This window comes from Mycobacterium sp. ACS4054 (genome assembly GCF_001667275.1).
In the GTDB taxonomy this organism is placed as follows: domain Bacteria; phylum Actinomycetota; class Actinomycetes; order Mycobacteriales; family Mycobacteriaceae; genus Mycobacterium.
Genome location: NZ_LZHV01000064.1, coordinates 52,814 through 68,274, shown reverse-complemented (window position 1 = coordinate 68,274; position 15,461 = coordinate 52,814). Strand labels below are relative to the sequence as shown.

General features: G+C 69.7%; 12 protein-coding genes. 6 read left to right on the top strand and 6 right to left on the bottom strand.

Annotated features, from left to right (window positions below):
• Positions 1 to 276: 276 nt before the first annotated feature.
• Entirely contained in the window at positions 277 to 1,314 is a 1,038-nt protein-coding gene (locus A5730_RS21115) for an alpha/beta hydrolase (protein ID WP_067904828.1), read from the bottom strand.
• 185 nt (positions 1,315 to 1,499) lie between these two features.
• Between A5730_RS21115 and A5730_RS21110 the strand changes: the two genes are divergently transcribed.
• On the top strand, positions 1,500 to 2,345 hold the full coding sequence (locus A5730_RS21110; RefSeq protein WP_067904825.1) for an SDR family NAD(P)-dependent oxidoreductase: 846 nt from the start codon (positions 1,500 to 1,502) through the stop codon (positions 2,343 to 2,345).
• 4 nt (positions 2,346 to 2,349) lie between these two features.
• On the opposite strand, the gene A5730_RS21105 is transcribed toward A5730_RS21110, so the two are convergent.
• The 4 genes from A5730_RS21105 to A5730_RS21090 all read right to left on the bottom strand — a co-directional run bounded on the left by A5730_RS21105 (position 2,350) and on the right by A5730_RS21090 (position 6,795).
• On the bottom strand, positions 2,350 to 2,853 hold the full coding sequence (locus A5730_RS21105; protein WP_067904822.1) for an isoprenylcysteine carboxyl methyltransferase family protein: 504 nt from the start codon (positions 2,851 to 2,853) through the stop codon (positions 2,350 to 2,352).
• Between the two features lie 11 nt (positions 2,854 to 2,864).
• On the bottom strand, positions 2,865 to 3,971 hold the full coding sequence (locus A5730_RS21100) for a type III polyketide synthase (RefSeq protein WP_369829906.1): 1,107 nt from the start codon (positions 3,969 to 3,971) through the stop codon (positions 2,865 to 2,867).
• A 114-nt stretch (positions 3,972 to 4,085) separates the two neighbouring features.
• The gene (locus tag A5730_RS21095) at positions 4,086 to 6,320 is read right to left on the bottom strand and encodes a molybdopterin-dependent oxidoreductase (protein WP_082946930.1); all 2,235 of its coding nucleotides are present in this window, start codon (positions 6,318 to 6,320) and stop codon (positions 4,086 to 4,088) included.
• Between the two features lie 49 nt (positions 6,321 to 6,369).
• Entirely contained in the window at positions 6,370 to 6,795 is a 426-nt protein-coding gene (locus tag A5730_RS21090) for a PPOX class F420-dependent oxidoreductase (protein ID WP_067904815.1), read from the bottom strand.
• Between the two features lie 176 nt (positions 6,796 to 6,971).
• Between A5730_RS21090 and A5730_RS24840 the strand changes: the two genes are divergently transcribed.
• The 4 genes from A5730_RS24840 (at position 6,972) to A5730_RS21075 (ending at position 10,109) form a co-directional block, all read left to right on the top strand.
• Positions 6,972 to 7,148 carry a hypothetical protein gene (locus tag A5730_RS24840; RefSeq protein WP_156349483.1) on the top strand — a complete coding sequence of 59 codons (177 nt, stop codon included), beginning with the start codon at positions 6,972 to 6,974 and terminating at the stop codon, positions 7,146 to 7,148.
• Between the two features lie 45 nt (positions 7,149 to 7,193).
• Positions 7,194 to 7,637 (top strand): nuclear transport factor 2 family protein, encoded by a 444-nt coding sequence (locus A5730_RS21085; protein WP_067904938.1) that lies wholly within the window; start codon positions 7,194 to 7,196, stop codon positions 7,635 to 7,637.
• Positions 7,638 to 7,791: 154 nt separating this feature from the next.
• Positions 7,792 to 9,180, top strand: coding sequence for a wax ester/triacylglycerol synthase family O-acyltransferase (locus tag A5730_RS21080; RefSeq protein WP_067904811.1), 1,389 nt, complete (start codon positions 7,792 to 7,794; stop codon positions 9,178 to 9,180).
• Positions 9,181 to 9,206: 26 nt separating this feature from the next.
• Complete coding sequence (locus A5730_RS21075; RefSeq protein WP_197506306.1) at positions 9,207 to 10,109, top strand: alpha/beta fold hydrolase; 903 nt, start codon at positions 9,207 to 9,209, stop codon at positions 10,107 to 10,109.
• Positions 10,110 to 10,171: 62 nt separating this feature from the next.
• Here A5730_RS21075 and A5730_RS21070 read toward each other — a convergent pair whose 3' ends face one another.
• Positions 10,172 to 10,654: a nuclear transport factor 2 family protein gene (locus A5730_RS21070; protein WP_067904809.1), complete on the bottom strand. Its 483-nt coding sequence runs from the start codon at positions 10,652 to 10,654 to the stop codon at positions 10,172 to 10,174.
• 379 nt (positions 10,655 to 11,033) lie between these two features.
• On the opposite strand from A5730_RS21070, the gene A5730_RS21065 reads away from it, so the two are divergent.
• Positions 11,034 to 15,458 carry an HAD-IC family P-type ATPase gene (locus tag A5730_RS21065; RefSeq protein ID WP_082946929.1) on the top strand — a complete coding sequence of 1,475 codons (4,425 nt, stop codon included), beginning with the start codon at positions 11,034 to 11,036 and terminating at the stop codon, positions 15,456 to 15,458.
• Positions 15,459 to 15,461 lie beyond the last annotated feature (3 nt).

Genomic DNA, 15,461 nt, shown 5'->3' with positions numbered 1-15,461 from the left:
GGACGGCCAATCTCGATCGGGCCCTCGCCGGCCGCGAGGCCGCGTGGTTGCCGCCGCGTGTTGGACCGTGGGACCGCGGGCGACCGCCCGTGGATGCCCGAGCGCGACGATGGCCTTAACGACGGCGTTTCCGTCGGCGACGCCCCACCCTGCGATCCGCAGGACACGGTCCCACTCGAGGCCCCGGCACGGGGCGGCCCAGAACCGCGTGGAGCGGTGTGCGGAGGCTGGCCGGTCATCAGATGGGTTGTGGCGCAGCCGATTACGAGACTTGCGTTAGCCCGCCGCGGCGGTGGCATGCAGGTGGTGGCGCCACGGCGAGGCCGCCGCGGTGACGTCCTTCACGAAGTCACCGATGTAGCGAATGGCCCGCCTGCCCTCCGGCAGGATGTCCGCGGCCAACGGGAAGTCGTGAATCTGGCGGTCCCAGAGATGCAGATCGCACGGGATTCCGCTGGCTTCCAAGCGCTTTGCCATCAGTTCGGCGTCGGGAAGCAGCAACTCGTCGGAGCTGGCATGAATGGTGACCGGCGGCAGGGCGGACAGCTCGGCGTCCACCGGCGATGCCACGGCCGAATCGCCCCGCCCCTGAAGGACCTGCGCCTGGCTGAGGTATCGGGCGAACATGGACAACGCGCCGCGAGTGAACATTGAACACTTGCGCGCGTTGGGGTGCTTGAGCTTTCGTGCCGGGTCGGCATCGGTGAACGGTGAGATCGTGGCGATCCCGGCAGGCCTCATGAACTCGCTGTTGATGGCCAGCAGCGTGGTCATGAAGGCGAGATATCCGCCGGCCGAGTCGCCGGCGACCACGATCCGATCGCCGGTGAAGCCGCGTTCCTCCAGCCAGCGCAGCCCGGCCATGCCGTCGTCGATCGCGTCGGTTATCTGATGCGTGGGCAGCTTTCGATATCCGACGGTGAGCACCGCGGCATCGGCGGCCTTCGACAACCGGGTGACCACCGAGCGATGCGTGTTGAGGCCGCAGGTGAGGAAGGCCCCACCGTGCAGGTAGAGGATCGCTCGATCGGTCGAGGCGCCGGGCGCGCAAACCCACTCGGCGGCACAGTTTTCCAGCCGCACCGGCTCGACCTCCGCCGAAATGCCAAACCGCGGCATCAATCCCGCGAAGCCATCGACATATTCGAACGGCCAGTGCAGGTTCGGCGTAACCGCCCACGCACGGATGGTGTTCTTCACGATCAGCCGGCTGGCCAGCGAGACCGCTACCGATTGTGGGCTGTGGCGATGGTGGACTCGCCGCTTCATTGCGCCACTTGGCAATAAGCGATGTGGATCGGTGGTGCCAACCATGCAATCCTCCTAAGTGCGGACGGAATACCCGTCCGCGGCCAGGAAAAACTGCGGGTGAAGACGGCGCGAATGTTGGCTACATCACGGTTTATCGAGGGTGGCAGGTGGGTACAACAAATGATTCTAGTGTTCCGCTGACCCCCGGCCCTGCACGTCTTTTTGCCTGGTGGCGCAAGATATGAGCGATGAACGACGAAACGCGCCCCGACGCGCTGCGGGCCGGCCGGGTGGCCGTGGTGACGGGCGGCGGCGGCGGCATCGGCGCCGCGACCGCGCGACTGTTCGCCCGGCAGGGCGCCCACGTGGTCATCGTCGACATCGACGGCGGGCTCGCCGCCGGCGTCGTGGACGACATCGCCGACGCGGGGGGTTCGGCCGACGCGGTGGTCGCCGATGTGCGGGACGCGGCCGCGGTCGACGACCTGGCTCGATCGGTGCTCGATCGCTACGGCTGGGTGGATGTGCTGGTGAACAACGTGGGCCACTGGTTGCGGCATCCGGGGAATTTCGCCGACACCGATCCCGGCCTCTGGGACGAGCTCTACCGGATCAACCTGCATCATGTCTTCCTGGTCACCCACGCCTTCCTGCCCGCGATGGTGGCCCGGCGGGCCGGTGCGATCGTCAACGTGTCGTCGGTCGAGGGCCTGCGCGGCTACCCGGAAGACCCCGTCTACGCCGCGTTCAAGGCCGCCGTCATCCAGTTCACCCGCAGCCTTGCAGTGCAGGTCGGTGGCCACGGGGTGCGGGTCAATGCGATCGCGCCCGACGTCACCGAAACCCTTCAAGTGCCTTACTCGCGGTGGTTGTCGGCCGACGAGCAGGCCCAGTGGCCACAGTGGGTTCCGGTCGGCCGGATGGGCGTGCCGGAGGACCAGGCGCGGGTGATCCTGTTTCTGGCCTCGGATTTGTCGGCCTTCGTCACCGGCCACACCGTCCCGACCGACGGCGGTACCGCCGCGGCGGGCGGCTGGTTCCGCTCGCCGCGCCACCCCGACCGCGAGTGGACGAATCGCCCCATCGCTCCGTGAGCGCTCACGCATAACCCAAGGCGGCGTTCTCCGCGCGGATCCGCACCCGCAACACCGCCGCGTTCGCAACGCTGAACACGATGGCCGTCAGCCACGCCGAATGGACCAGCGGCAGTGCCGCCACCTCCGCCGTGACCGCCGCGTAATTCGGGTGGCGCACCCATCGATACAGCCCGTCGCGAACCAACGGTGCTCCCGGGAGCACGATAAGCCTAGGGTTCCAACGCTTTCCGAGCACACTCACGCAGCGCCAGCGCACCAGTGTGCTGAGCGCAACCACCGCGAGCATCGGCCAGCCCAGCCAACCGACGAACGGCCGCGCCAGCGCGGAAGTCTCGACCAGACACGAGACCAGCAGCAGGGCGTGCATGCTGACCATCGCCGGATAATGGTCGCGGCCGAACTCCTTGCCGCCCTGCGCCAGTGACCATTTCGTGTTGCGTTGCGCGACGGCCAGCTCGATTAGGCGCTCGGCGGCGATGGCCAGGATGAACAGGAAGTAATACATAACTTCCCCCGTCACCACTGCAGCAACAACAGTTCGAAGCTGAAGCCCGGCCCCATCGCCAGCATGACCCCGAAAGACCCCGCTTCAGGTGGCTGGTTGCCGGTGCGGCGCAGCACGTCGAGCACGGACGCCGAGGAGATGTTGCCGTTGTCCCGCATCGAGTCCCGGCTGTGACGCAGGGCTGCGGGCGGCAGCCCCAGCGCGTCCTCGATCGAGTCGAGCACCTTCGGGCCACCGGGGTGACACACCCAGGCCGAGATGTCGGCGAGGGACAGGCCGTGGTCCGCCAGGAACCGGTCGACCTCGTCGCGGAGGTAGGTGTCGGCCATTTTCGGCACGTCGCGCGACATCACGAGCTGAAAGCCGCTGGAGCCGACGTTCCACCCCATCACGTCAACCGTCTCGGGAATCACGCGACTCCTGGTCGCGAGCAGCCGCGGGGCGTGCCGGCCGTTGCGGCGCAGCGGAATTCGTTCCGCGCCCGTGGCGACCACGGCGGCGGCGCCGTCGCCGAACAAGGACACACCGATGAGGGCGGGGATTGAGGTGTCGTCGCGTTGCAGGGTCAGCGAACACAACTCGACCGACAGCAGCACGGCCACATCCTCGGGGTGGCCCTGCAGGTAGTCGTGCACGCGCGCCATTCCGGCGGCGCCCGCCACGCAGCCCAGGCCGAACAGCGGAACGCGTTTGACGTTGGGCCGCAGGCCGATCCGGGTCATCAGCCGCGCGTCGATGGTCGGTACCGCGATGCCGGTGCTCGAGACCATCACAATCGTGTCCACCTCGTGCGGGTCAATGCCGGCCTCGGTCAGCGCCGAGCGTATCGCCCGCTCGCCGAGGTCCACGGCGACCTCGAGATAGGCGTCGTTGGCTTCGGTGAAACCGCTCAACCGTGGGTACCGCGCCAGCGGCAGCGCGAGGCTGCGTTGGTCGACCCCCGTTGTCTGCGCGAAGCGCAGGAACCGCGGGTCGGTGAACCCGGTGAGCTCGCGCGCCACTTCGTCTTGGTTGTAGCGGTGTTGGGTGAAGGCCATCGCGGTCCCGGCGATGTGCGCCGCGCCGCGCCGTCGTGGAGCGGGCCGGCCCTCGGATCTCAAATACGTTGTTGCAGTCATGCCTATGCCGACGACCGGCTCGCGTCGACGGTTCAGCCGAAGGCGCCCCGGGTGAGATGAACCACAGGCCGCCACATGCCGTTAACGATGCGACGGGGGAAAGATCCAAGCGGCTCAGGGTGTTTGCGCGGGTCGGAACCGGGCTTGGTCGTCGATGATCGTGACCGGTATGCCGTTCAGCGCGCCGTTGCCGGACGGCTCGTCGATAAATGTCGGCGGGGAAAGCACATTCGTGTTGGCGCCCGGCGAGCCGTTTGCCACGGCCATCCGGGTGCCCGGCTTGCCGTGTCCCCAGCCGTGGGGCATCGATACCACGCCGGGCTTGATCGCGTCGGTGACCTCGACGGGCACTTTGATTTCACCGGCCTCGGACTTCACCGTGACGACGTCGTTGTCCGCGACGCCGCAGCGCGCCGCGTCGTCGGGGTGAATCAGCAACGTGCACCGGTCCTTTCCCTTCATCAGGGCGGGCACGTTGTGCAGCCAGGTGTTGTTGGAGCGCAGGTGCCTGCGGCTCACCAGGACGAGCGGTTCGGCCGGTCGCTCCAGCCGGGCGGCGAGCCGGGGCACGTCGTCGAGCAGGTACTGCGGGGCGAGCCGGATCTTCTTGTCGGGCGTGTCCAGGATATCGGGCAGCTGCGGCACCATCGGCCCGAAGTCGATGCCGTTGGGGTTGGCCTTGAGCAGGTCTAGTGTGAGGCCGCCGGGGTTCTTGCCGTATTGATCCCCGAACGGGCCGGTTCGCAGCGTGAGGTCCAGCATCCGCTCGGGGCCGCCGTGATCGTAGAGCTTGCGGATCTCGGCCCCGTCGAGCCCCCGCGTGAAGGCCAGGTAATCGAAGAAGCCGTCGTCGATCGCGGCGACGTCGACGTCTTCGGCCGGCGTGCCGGTGCACAGGCCGGTCAACCGGATCAGGATCTCCCACTCGTGCGGGCGATCCCCCGGGTCGAACACCGGCGCCGAGTAGTTCGCGATGCTGCGGATCGCGAAGAGCAGGATCAGGTCGTCGTGGTGCGGCTGCTCGAGCGGGGACAGCCCGGGCAGGATCACGTCGGCGTGCCGCGTCGTCTCGTTGAGCCAAAGGTCAACGGAGATCATCGCTTCCAGCGTCGGCAGCACCTCGTCGAGTTTGTCGCCGCCGGGGGTGGACAACACCGGGTTGCCGGCGACCGTGATCAGCGCCTTGAGCTGCCCGTCTCCCGGGGTGGCGATCTCCTCGGCCATGCACGACACGGGCGCCTGCCCGAGCACCTCCTTGGCCCCGCGCACCCGGGTGTGCCATCGCCCGAACTCCGCGCGGCCGCCCTCGAGGCCGGGCAGCGGCTGCGTGGTGATCGACCAGGCCGCTGGCCGGGGAAACATCGCTCCCCCGGGCACGTCGAAATGACCGGTCAGGATGTTGATGACGTCCACCATCCAGCTGGCCAGGCTGCCAAATTCTTGGTTGCACAGGCCAATTCGCCCGTACACCACCGATCTCTCGGTGCCGGCGAGCTGGCGTGCCAAGTCCCGGATGCGGTCCACACCGATACCGGTGACCGCGCTGACCCGTTCCGGCGGCCAGTCCGCGGCGACCCGGCGCATCGTGTCGACACCGTCGACGTGCGGTCCCGGATTGATCAGGTCTTCGTCGAACAGCGTGTGCGCCACCGCAAGTAGCAGCGCGGCGTCGGTCCCTGGCACGATGGGCAGCCATTCGTCGGCGCGGGCCGCCGTCTGCGTGCGCACCGGGTCGATCACGATCACCTTGCCGCGCTTGCGGATTCGATCGATCAGGCCCATCACGTCGGGCGCGGCCAGCAGTGAGCCCTGCGACGCGGCGGGGTTCGCGCCCATGATGACCATCAGGTCGGTGCGTTCGATGTCGGGCACCGGGAAGTTCCACCACAGGCCGTACATCAGGTGTGACGACAGGTTCTTCGGCCATTGGTCGACCGTGCCCGGCGAGTACGTGACCGGCATTCCCGACATGCCCATCAGGACGCCCGCATATCGGGCCAGTGAAAACGAGTGCGCGAGCGGGTTGCCGGTGTAGGCGGTGACCGCGCCGATGCCGTACTTGGCGATCACCGGCGTCAGCAATTCGGTGCAGCGCCGAAACGCCGCGTCCCAGCTCACTTCGCGCCATTGCCCGTCGACCTTGATCATGGGCCGGCGGATGCGGTCCGGGTCGTCGTGCAGCGCCGCGAGTGAGACGCCCTTCGGGCAGATGTGCCCGCGGCTCCACACGTCGTCGCGATTGCCGCGGATGCCGGTGACCCTGCCGCCGTCGACGTGAATCTCCAAGCCGCACATGGCTTCACACAGGGGGCAGGTGCGCAGGTGCCTGCCGTCTTCGCCCGTCGTCACCCACCCACTGTATTCCGCTACGGGTCGTCGCGGAAGTGGCAATCGGGCGTCAGGCCGCCCAGGGGCCGATGCCGCCGACCTTGTCGATGCGGATGCGGGTCAAAAATCCCGGCGGCGCGCCGTCCGGCGGGAACTTCATGTTCGGGTCGCCCAGGATCGGGTTGAGCTCCTTTAAAAGCTCCGGTGCGCCGCCCTCGACGATTCGCGCCGTCCCGGTGATCGAAAGGTATGGCCGCATCCCGGCGCCGGACCCGTCCAGCGAAACGATGGTGACGGCCACCCGGGGGTCGCGACGGACGTTGCGAACCTTCTTGTGGGCGGCCAGGTGTGCGGTGACGAGCTCGTCGCCCTCCGGCGTCGACCGCAGCGCGACCCAGACCAGGCTGACCTGGGGGCTGCCGTCGGGGTTGAGGGTGACCAGCGTGGCATCGGCGCCCTCGCCGATGAGGTCGCGGGCGGCGGCGTTGAGTTCCATGCCTGTTGTACGACTCCGGGCCGGGATTCATTCCCGCGCGCGCCGGCACATTTGAGTTTGGCCAGTTGGCTGTACACCGACGACGCGCGGCACTTAGCGTCGACGCAGGAACTTTGCCCGAAGGGAGCTGGCTCGTTGATCACCGAACCGGGTCCCTCGCGCGACCGGGATGCGCGATGAGCGACCTGCCGTCGGGCATCGATTATCTGCGCGACGAGGTCCTCAGTCGCCTCGACGCCCAGCCCTTCGAGGACTGGTCCCCCGCCCTGCTGCGGGCACTGATCGCCGTCTTCGACCTCAACGGCGTGACACCGGCGGCCCCGATCGGTTTCCGGCCTCACATCGTGAAGTAGCGATCGCCCTTTCGCGTATTAGGCTGCGCGCGAGGAGTGATCACGGTGGAGATCTGGGAATTGGTCGCGCGGGAACGGATCCGCGACACCCTCGCCCGATACAACTGGGCCGGCGACGCCGGCGACTCGGGCGGTCTCGCCGACACGTTCTGCGCGGAGGGCGTCCTCGAAATCCGCGGCATGGAGCCGCTGCGCGGGCGATCGGCGATCGCGTCGTTCCTCGGCCGCGTCGACGTCGCCGGGCAAGCCGATGTCAAGCCGGTCGTCCGGCACAACCTCACCAACGTGCTGTTCACCGGCCTGACCCCCGACACTGCGCACGTGTCGTCGTATTTCACCGTGGTCACCCATGTCGGGCTCGACCATTTCGGTCGCTACCGGGACACCCTGGTGCCCGACGGCGACAGCTGGCTGATCAAGCACCGCAAGGTGTCCACCGACTGGGCGGCCCCCAACTCGGCGATGGCCCGGGGCCCGGCGGACCGCTGACTTCTCGATGTTTGCCCGAGACCGCTCAACGGCTACAGACAGTCATCACATCTAGAGATTGCGGTCGGTCCTGATCGCGTTCGCCCGCGTGGACCGGGGCTGACCACAGGTCATCTGACCAGCGGTCACGGCCGCGCAAAAGAGACGAGCGGAAATGCAACGACTCAGTGGGTTAGACGCGTTCTTTCTATACCTGGAATCGCCGACGCAGCCGTTGAATGTTTGCTGCGTAATGGAGCTGGATCCCGGTGACATGCCGGACGGCTACACGTTCCACCGGTTTCGCGACGCGCTGTCTGAGCGGCTGGACGCGGTGCCCGAATTCCGGCTCAAGCTGGCCGACAACCAACTGAACTTCGACCATCCGGTCTGGGTGGACGACGATCGATTCGACCTCGGGCGCCATCTGCACCGCGTCGCGCTGCCCGCGCCCGGCGGCTCCAGGGAGTTAGCCGAGATCTGCGGGCACATCGCCGGGCTGCCGCTCGATCGCGATCGCCCGCTGTGGGAGATGTGGGTGATCGAGGGCATGCACGGCGGCGAAGCGCTGTCCGTCGTCCTCAAGGTCCACCACGCGGTGGTCGACGGGGTGGGTGGGGCCGACCTGTTGGCCAAGCTGTGCAGCACCGCCCCGGACGCCCCCGCCCCGGAGCCCGCCACCCGCGCCGGCGGGGCGAATCCCCTGCAGATCGCGGCGTCCGGGCTGATCGGTGCCGGGCTGCGGCCGTGGCGCCTGGCCAAGGTGGTGCCCGCGACGGCGCTGACGGTGGCGCAGACGATTCTGCGCGCTCGCGGCGGGGGCCAGACCATGGCCGCCCCGTTCGCGGGGCCGTCGACGGCGTTCAACGGGCCGTTCAGCCGGCGGCGCAACGCCGCCTTCGCCACCCTGGACCTCGACGACGTCAAAACGGTCAAGAACAGGTTCGGCGTCACGGTCAACGACGTAGTGACGGCGCTGTGCGCCGGGGCGCTGCGCCAGTTCCTGTCGGACCGGGGCGAGCTGCCGGACCGGTCGATGGTCGCCAGCGTGCCGGTGTCGGTGCGGGGCAGGTCCGGCCGGCCGGGCCGCAACCAGACCAGCTGGATGCTGTGCCGGCTCGAAACCCACCTCGACGATCCGGCCGAGCGGCTGAGCAGCATCGCGGAGGGGAACGCCGCGGCCAAGGACCACGCCGCCGCCATGGGACCCAGCCTGCTGCAGGACTGGACGCAGGTGGTCGGGCAGACCATGTTCGGCGCCGCGCGGAGGCTGCTGCCCCGCACGCCCTTGTCCGAATACCCGCCGCACAACCTGGTGCTGTCCAACGTGCCGGGACCGCAGGAACAGCTGTACTTCATGGGTTGCCGTGTCGACGCCATGTATCCGCTGGGCCCGCTCATCGCGGGTGCCGGGCTGAACATCACGGTGATGTCGCTGGGTGGCCGGCTCGGCGTCGGCCTCAATTCCTGCCCCGACCTGGTTGCTGACCTGTGGGAGCTCGCCGACGCGTTTCCGGCGGCGCTCAAAGAGCTGCTGAACTGCAGCGAGCCCAGCCACGATTAGCCCGGTGAGCGGAACCGCGTCCGGCGATGCCGCAACGGCGTGGCAAGGTGACATGCGTGGCGAACCCCGTTGAACAGCCAGAGCTGCGCGAAATCAGCACGCCGAAGGGCGCTTTGCGCTACTACGACACCGGCGGCGAGTCCCGTCCGGTGCTGCTCTTCCTGCACGGCTCCGGCCCCGGCGTCACCGGCTGGCGCAACTTCCGCGGCGTCCTGCCCGCCTTCGCCGAGCGCTTCCGCTGCCTGATCCTGGAGTTCCCCGGGTTCGGCGTCAGCGACGACTTCGGCGGCCACCCGATGGTCACCGCGTTCGGCACGGTGTCGCCCTTCCTGGACGCGCTGGATGTGCGGCGGGTGCACATCGTCGGCAACTCGATGGGCGGCGGCGTCGGCATCAATTTCGCCACCCACAGCCCGGATCGCGTGGACCGGCTGGTGACAATCGGCGGCATCGGGACCAACATCTTCAGCCCGAGCCCCAGCGAGGGCATCCGGCTGCTGCAGGAGTTCGTCGAGGACCCCACCCGGCAGCGGCTGGTCGACTGGCTCAAGTCGATGGTCTATGACCAGGCCTTGATCACCGAGGAGCTGATCGAGGAGCGTTGGGAGCTGGCCACCGACCCGGACACGCTGGCCGCCGCGCGCCGGATGTACGGCAAGGCGGCCTTCGCCGCGATGAACGCCGCGATGGCCGCTTCCGACCGCCCGCAGCCGTGGGCCGTCATGCACAAGCTGACCGCGCCCACCCTGCTGACCTGGGGACGCGACGACCGGGTGAGCCCGCCGGACATGGCGCTCATCCCGATGCGGACCATCCCGAATGCGGAGCTGCACATCTTCCCCAACTCCGGCCACTGGTCGATGATCGAGGCCAAGGAGGCGTTCGAGAGCACCGTGCTGGCGTTCCTGTCGCGCGGCCGTCAGGGCTAGCGGCGATCGCGAGCGCGGCGAAGCCGGGCGATGCGGGTCGCCGCCATCAGGGCTAGCGGCGACTAGGCCTCGGGCCGCCCCGCCAGGCCCGCGGTCAGCAGCGCGTGGGCTTCGGGTTTGCCGTCCAGAATCCGGCTGGTGCGCGCACCGATGTGCCACCGGCCGTCGATCCGGCTCAGCACGAAATGATTTGCGGTGCAACGCCACACGCGATACCCGTTGCCGTCACGAACCAGCACCAGGGATTCGCACACCGCCACCGCCGAGTCGCCGGTGACCGTGACGACGCACGGCCCGAGGAAGTGACAGCACCCCTTGGCCACCAGGTTCCGGTGCGCCGACGAGTTGACCATGGCGTGCACGTCCGCCCTGCCTTGCATCCGCCAGCCGTCGACGTCGTAGCTGCCGTCGCTCGCCCAAAGCCCGGCGGCGACCTCGGGATCCGCGGCGTCGACGGCCGGCCCGTACGAGGCGATCAGCCGCTCGATGTCGCGCTCGTCCTCGAGCCGGCGCAGCCGCGCCTTCAGGTCGTCGATGTCGCTCATGGTTGCTCCTCATCGCCGGGATCGCGGCAGCGGACCACTACTAATCCCCCACACGTTAGGACGGACGGCACGAGCATCAGGGGCTAACGGCCGCAATCCGGGGCGGGCGTAACCACAACGGCTGGTTCGGGTTTGCTCCAGCTTTGAATCCGGCGGCCCGAACAATTTGATCGATGCTCCCTAACAGCCGCGATCACTTTTAACATGTTATTTACGCGGCTCCATCTCAAGTTGCTGGCCCCTTGACCGCGGGTTAGGTTGGTCGGGTTTGCGGTCCCGGCCAGCGTCGGTCGTCGGCCTCCCTCGCGGAAAACCGCGAAGCAACCATTCGTCATGTGCGTGAAAGGGGTTGCGCGTGCGACAGCTTTCACCCCTGGGGATGGTGTCGACGGGACTCGGCGCCGCCGCGGGACTCGGCGACGCGGTCGGCAGGCTGGCGATCGCCGGCCTCGATGTTGTCGCGCTGCCGGTCCGGGTCGGCGCACAGGTGCTCTCGGGCGAGGTCTCGCGCTCCACGCTGACCCGGCGGTGCGGCCGCGGCGACGGCCGCGTGTGGATCGAGGTGCGTGGCCTCCACGGCGCGGGTGGGGCGGCGCGTGGCCGCGCCGTCCTCGACGCGCCGGGCGCGCACCCCGGCGTCACGAACGTCGTCCTGAACCGCCCGCTTTCGCGGGTGGTTGTCGAGACCGACGGCGACGGGGTATCGCTGAACGAGCTGTGCACGGTGCTCGATGACACCGAAAAGGACCATGGCGCAGTCGATTCCACGCGGTCCCGCAGCTTGCCCGGTGACGGGCTGCCGTTGGCCGCCCGCGGCGCGATGGTGGCCGTCAACGCCGCCGGGTTCGCGGTCGCGGTCGCGGGCCGGGCGTTGCGGTTGCCGGCGGCGCCGATCGCCGTCGAGGCGGTGTCGGCGGTCGCGAATCATCAACCGTGGCTGCGTCGTGCGCTCGAGGCGGGGATCGGCTCCGGCGCGACGGACACCGCGTTGTCGGTGTTCGCCACCGCCGCGCACGTGGTCACGCTGTCGCCGGCGAAGCTTTCGGTCGACCTGGCGGTGCAGGCCTTCAAAGCCGCCGAGTGCCGGGCCGCCGCGCGGGCATGGGAGCGCTGTGAACCAGAGCTGGCCCGTCACGCCGACGAGGCGGAGTCGCAGCACCTGCCACGCCCGGTACCCGCGCCGGCCGGGCCGACCGAACGCCACGGAAAGCGCGTGGCGTGGACACAGCTGATCGGCATCGGCCTGACGGGTGCGCTCACCCGCAACGTCACGATGGCTTCGAATGCGGCACTGGCGGCTTCGCCGAAGGCGATGCGCACGTCGCAGGAGGCGTTCGCGACCACGCTCGGACGGGGGTTGGCGGACCGGCACGCGGTCCTGCCGCTGCGGCCGGAAAGCCTGCGCCGCCTCGACACGGTGGACGCATTGCTCATCGATCCGCGCGTGCTGTGTGGCGAGCAGATGCGGGTGGTGCGCGTGCGCGGCGCGCGCGACGGTGAGTTGCTCAGCGCCTGGACCGGCGCGCAGGAATTGCTCGACGAGGGCGTGGGCGCGGGCTGGCACAGCGTTGTCGCCACGTCGGATGACGGCGAGGTTGTCGAGGCGCTCATCGCCCCGGCCCCCCACCCGCTCGCATCCGCAATGATCACCCAGGCGCGCGACTCCGGTGCGCGTGTGGTGTCGGTCGATACCGACCTGCTCGGCGACCTGCGGCCCGCGTTCGATGACGTCCGCCCCGTCGGTGACGACGGCATCGACCACGCACTCGCCGACGCGGTGTCCGCACTGCAACGCGACGGGCATACCGTCGCGGTGGTGTCATCGACTGCCGCGCAAGCGCTTTCGGGTGCCGACGTGGCCTTGGGCATCAGGCCGGACGCCGACGGCCCGCCGCCCTGGAACGCGGACCTGATGCTGGATGACCTGGCCGCCGCGTGGCGGGTGCTGCACGCGATGCCCGCCGCCAGGAGGGCGAGCGAGCAGGGCATCGCGATCTCGGTGGGCGCTTCGGCGCTGGGCGCGTTGTTCATGGTGCCCGGGGTGCGCAGGCTGCGCGGGCCGGGCCCGGTGACCATGGGGGGCATCGCGGGACTGCTGTCCGGATACCTGTTGGCCCGCGGCACGATTCACGCGCAGGTGCCGCGGCCGGCCCCGGCGTTCGAGTGGCATGCGATGTCGGTCGAGCGGGTCCGCGACGTGCTGGCGGCGCTGCACGAACCGCAGGAGCGTTCTGCCGGCTCCCAACCGGGACGGGGCGGCGCGGCGTGGGAATTCGCCCGGGCCGCCGTCGCCGAACTGACCGGTGACCCGCTGACGCCGATCCTCGGATTGTGTTCGGCGGCCACCGCCGTGCTGGGCTCGCCCACCGACGCGGTGCTGGTCGGCACCGTGCTGACCGGGAACGCGTTGCTGTCGACGGCCCAACAGCTTCGGGCCGAGAACCGGCTGAACCGCCTGCTCGCTCAGCAGACCCCACCGGCCCGCGTCCTCAGCGAGGGGTCCGGCTACCGAGAGGTCGTCATCGAACAGCTGCGGCCCGGCGACGTGATCGAGGTGCGCAGCGACGAGGTGGTGCCCGCCGACGCCCGGGTGATCGAGGCGCACGACCTCGAGGTCGACGAATCGTCGCTGACCGGTGAATCTTTGTCGGTCCAGAAGCAGGTCGAGGCCACCCCCGGGGCCGAACTGGCCGAGCGCCGCTGCATGATCTACGCCGGCACCACCGTGGTGGCCGGCACCGCGGTCGCGCTGGTGACCGCCGTCGGGGCCGACACCCAGAGCCGCCGCGCGGCCGAACTGGCGTCCGGCGAGCTGCCGACCGTCGGCCTGCACCACCAACTCAGCCAGCTGATGAGCCGCGCGTTCCCGTTCAGCGCGGGCGGCGGCATCCTGGTCGGTGCGCTCGGCCTGCTGCGCGCCGGCGGCCTGCGCCAAGCCCTCGGCAGCGCCATCGCCGTCGCGGTGGCGGCCGTCCCCGAGGGCATGCCGCTGATGGCCACCCTCGCCCAATCCGCGTCGGCGCAGCGGCTGGGCGAATGCGGGGCGCTGGTGCGGGTGCCGCGCGCGGCCGAGGCGCTTGGCCGCGTCGAGGTGGTCTGCTTCGACAAGACCGGAACGCTGAGCGAGAACCGCCTGCGCGTCGCGGAGGTTCACCCGGTGGCGGGCCATTCCCGCGACGACGTCCTGCGGTGCGCCGCCCAGGCCGCACCAGCGGACGACGGCAATCCCCACGTGCACGCCACCGACGAAGCCATCGTCAAGGCGGCGGACGCGGTGGCGGGGTCCGCTATCCGACCCGCGGCCGACGCGCACCTGCCGTTCCGGTCCGGCAGGGCGTTCTCGGCGTCGGTGACGGGCACTGCGCTGACCGTCAAGGGCGCGCCGGAAGTGGTCCTGGCGGCGTGCCGGGAAGCGGGCCCGCAGGTGCACGACGCGGTCGCGGCCCTGACGACCGCGGGGCTGCGGACGATCGCCGTGGCGCAACGCCGCCTGAGCGCGCAACAGGCCCGGTCGTTGCGGAAGGACCCCGACCGCATCACCGAACTGTGCGGCGCCGGGCTGACGCTGACCGGATTCCTGGGGCTCTCGGACACCCCCCGCCCGCAGGCGCCGCAGTTGCTGGCCGACCTGGCCGAGCGGGGCGTGGCGATCCGGTTGATCACCGGCGACCACCCCGTCACCGCCACCGCGATCGCCCGCGAACTGGGGGTATCGGTGAGCGCCGACCAGGTGATCACCGGGTCCGAATGGAACGCGCTGTCGCGCCCGGATCAGCAGCGCGCGGTTTCCGAGCGGGTGATCTTCGCCCGCATGTCGCCGGAGAACAAGGTGCAGGTGGTCCAGACGCTCGAGCGCGCCGGGCGCGTGTGCGCCATGGTCGGCGACGGCGCCAACGACGCCGCCGCGATCCGGGCGGCCAGCGTCGGCGTCGGTGTGGTCGCGCGCGGCAGCGACTCCGCCCACACGACCGCCGACCTGGTCCTCACGGACGGCCGCATCGAGACGCTGGTGGCCGCCATCGACGAGGGACGCCGCCTGTGGCGCGGGGTCCAGGCGGCCGTCGCGGGCCTGCTCGGCGGCAACGCCGGGGAGGTGATCTTCTCGGTCATCGGCACGGCGCTCACCGGCACCTCACCGCTGAACACCCGGCAGTTGCTGCTGATCAACATGCTCACCGACGCGCTGCCCGCGACCGCGGTCGCCGTCAGCACCCCGGCGGGGCCGGTCCAGCGCGTCGGGCGCGGCATCGACGAACGGGCCCTACGGCGAGCGGTGGCGGCGCGCGGGGCACTCACCGCCACCGCCGCCACGACGGCCTGGATGATGGCGTCGGTCACCGGGCTACCGCAACGGGCCTCCACCGTCGCGTTGATCTCGCTGGTCGCGGTCGAGCTGGGCCAGACCGTGGTCGATTCGCACGCGCCCCTGGTGCTACTCACCGCCGCGGGCTCCTTCGCCGCGTTCACCGCGATGATCAGCACCCCGGGGATCAGCCAACTTCTGGGCTGCACCCCGGTCGGCCCGTTGGGCTGGGCCCAGGGGCTGGGCACCGCCACGGCCGCCGTCCTCGCCGTCGCCGCCACGAATCGGTTGCGCTCGGGCCGCCGGGACGAAGACTCACCGCACACCGATGACACGGAACCGCACGAGCCTGCCGAGTCCCCACAACCCCCGCAGCACAGCGGATCCCGGGCGCCGCATACCGCGGTCCTGATGGCTCCCGCGAAGGCCGCGCGTGCACTGAAATTGGTGGACCAACACCAGCATCGGATTTCGGCAGAGCCCGTCACCGATCGCCCGTGAGCT

Bases quoted from the DNA above. Each gene is read 5' to 3' on its own strand.
- A5730_RS21110 (WP_067904825.1), top strand. From the start codon at position 1,500: ATGAACGACGAAACGCGCCCCGACGCGCTGCGGGCCGGCCGGGTGGCC.
- A5730_RS21115 (WP_067904828.1), bottom strand. From the start codon at position 1,314: ATGGTTGGCACCACCGATCCACATCGCTTATTGCCAAGTGGCGCAATG.
- A5730_RS21075 (WP_197506306.1), top strand. From the start codon at position 9,207: ATGCCGCAACGGCGTGGCAAGGTGACATGCGTGGCGAACCCCGTTGAA.
- A5730_RS24840 (WP_156349483.1), top strand. From the start codon at position 6,972: ATGAGCGACCTGCCGTCGGGCATCGATTATCTGCGCGACGAGGTCCTC.
- A5730_RS21080 (WP_067904811.1), top strand. From the start codon at position 7,792: ATGCAACGACTCAGTGGGTTAGACGCGTTCTTTCTATACCTGGAATCG.
- A5730_RS21070 (WP_067904809.1), bottom strand. From the start codon at position 10,654: ATGAGCGACATCGACGACCTGAAGGCGCGGCTGCGCCGGCTCGAGGAC.
- A5730_RS21105 (WP_067904822.1), bottom strand. From the start codon at position 2,853: ATGTATTACTTCCTGTTCATCCTGGCCATCGCCGCCGAGCGCCTAATC.
- A5730_RS21065 (WP_082946929.1), top strand. From the start codon at position 11,034: ATGGTGTCGACGGGACTCGGCGCCGCCGCGGGACTCGGCGACGCGGTC.
- A5730_RS21090 (WP_067904815.1), bottom strand. From the start codon at position 6,795: ATGGAACTCAACGCCGCCGCCCGCGACCTCATCGGCGAGGGCGCCGAT.
- A5730_RS21100 (WP_369829906.1), bottom strand. From the start codon at position 3,971: ATGACTGCAACAACGTATTTGAGATCCGAGGGCCGGCCCGCTCCACGA.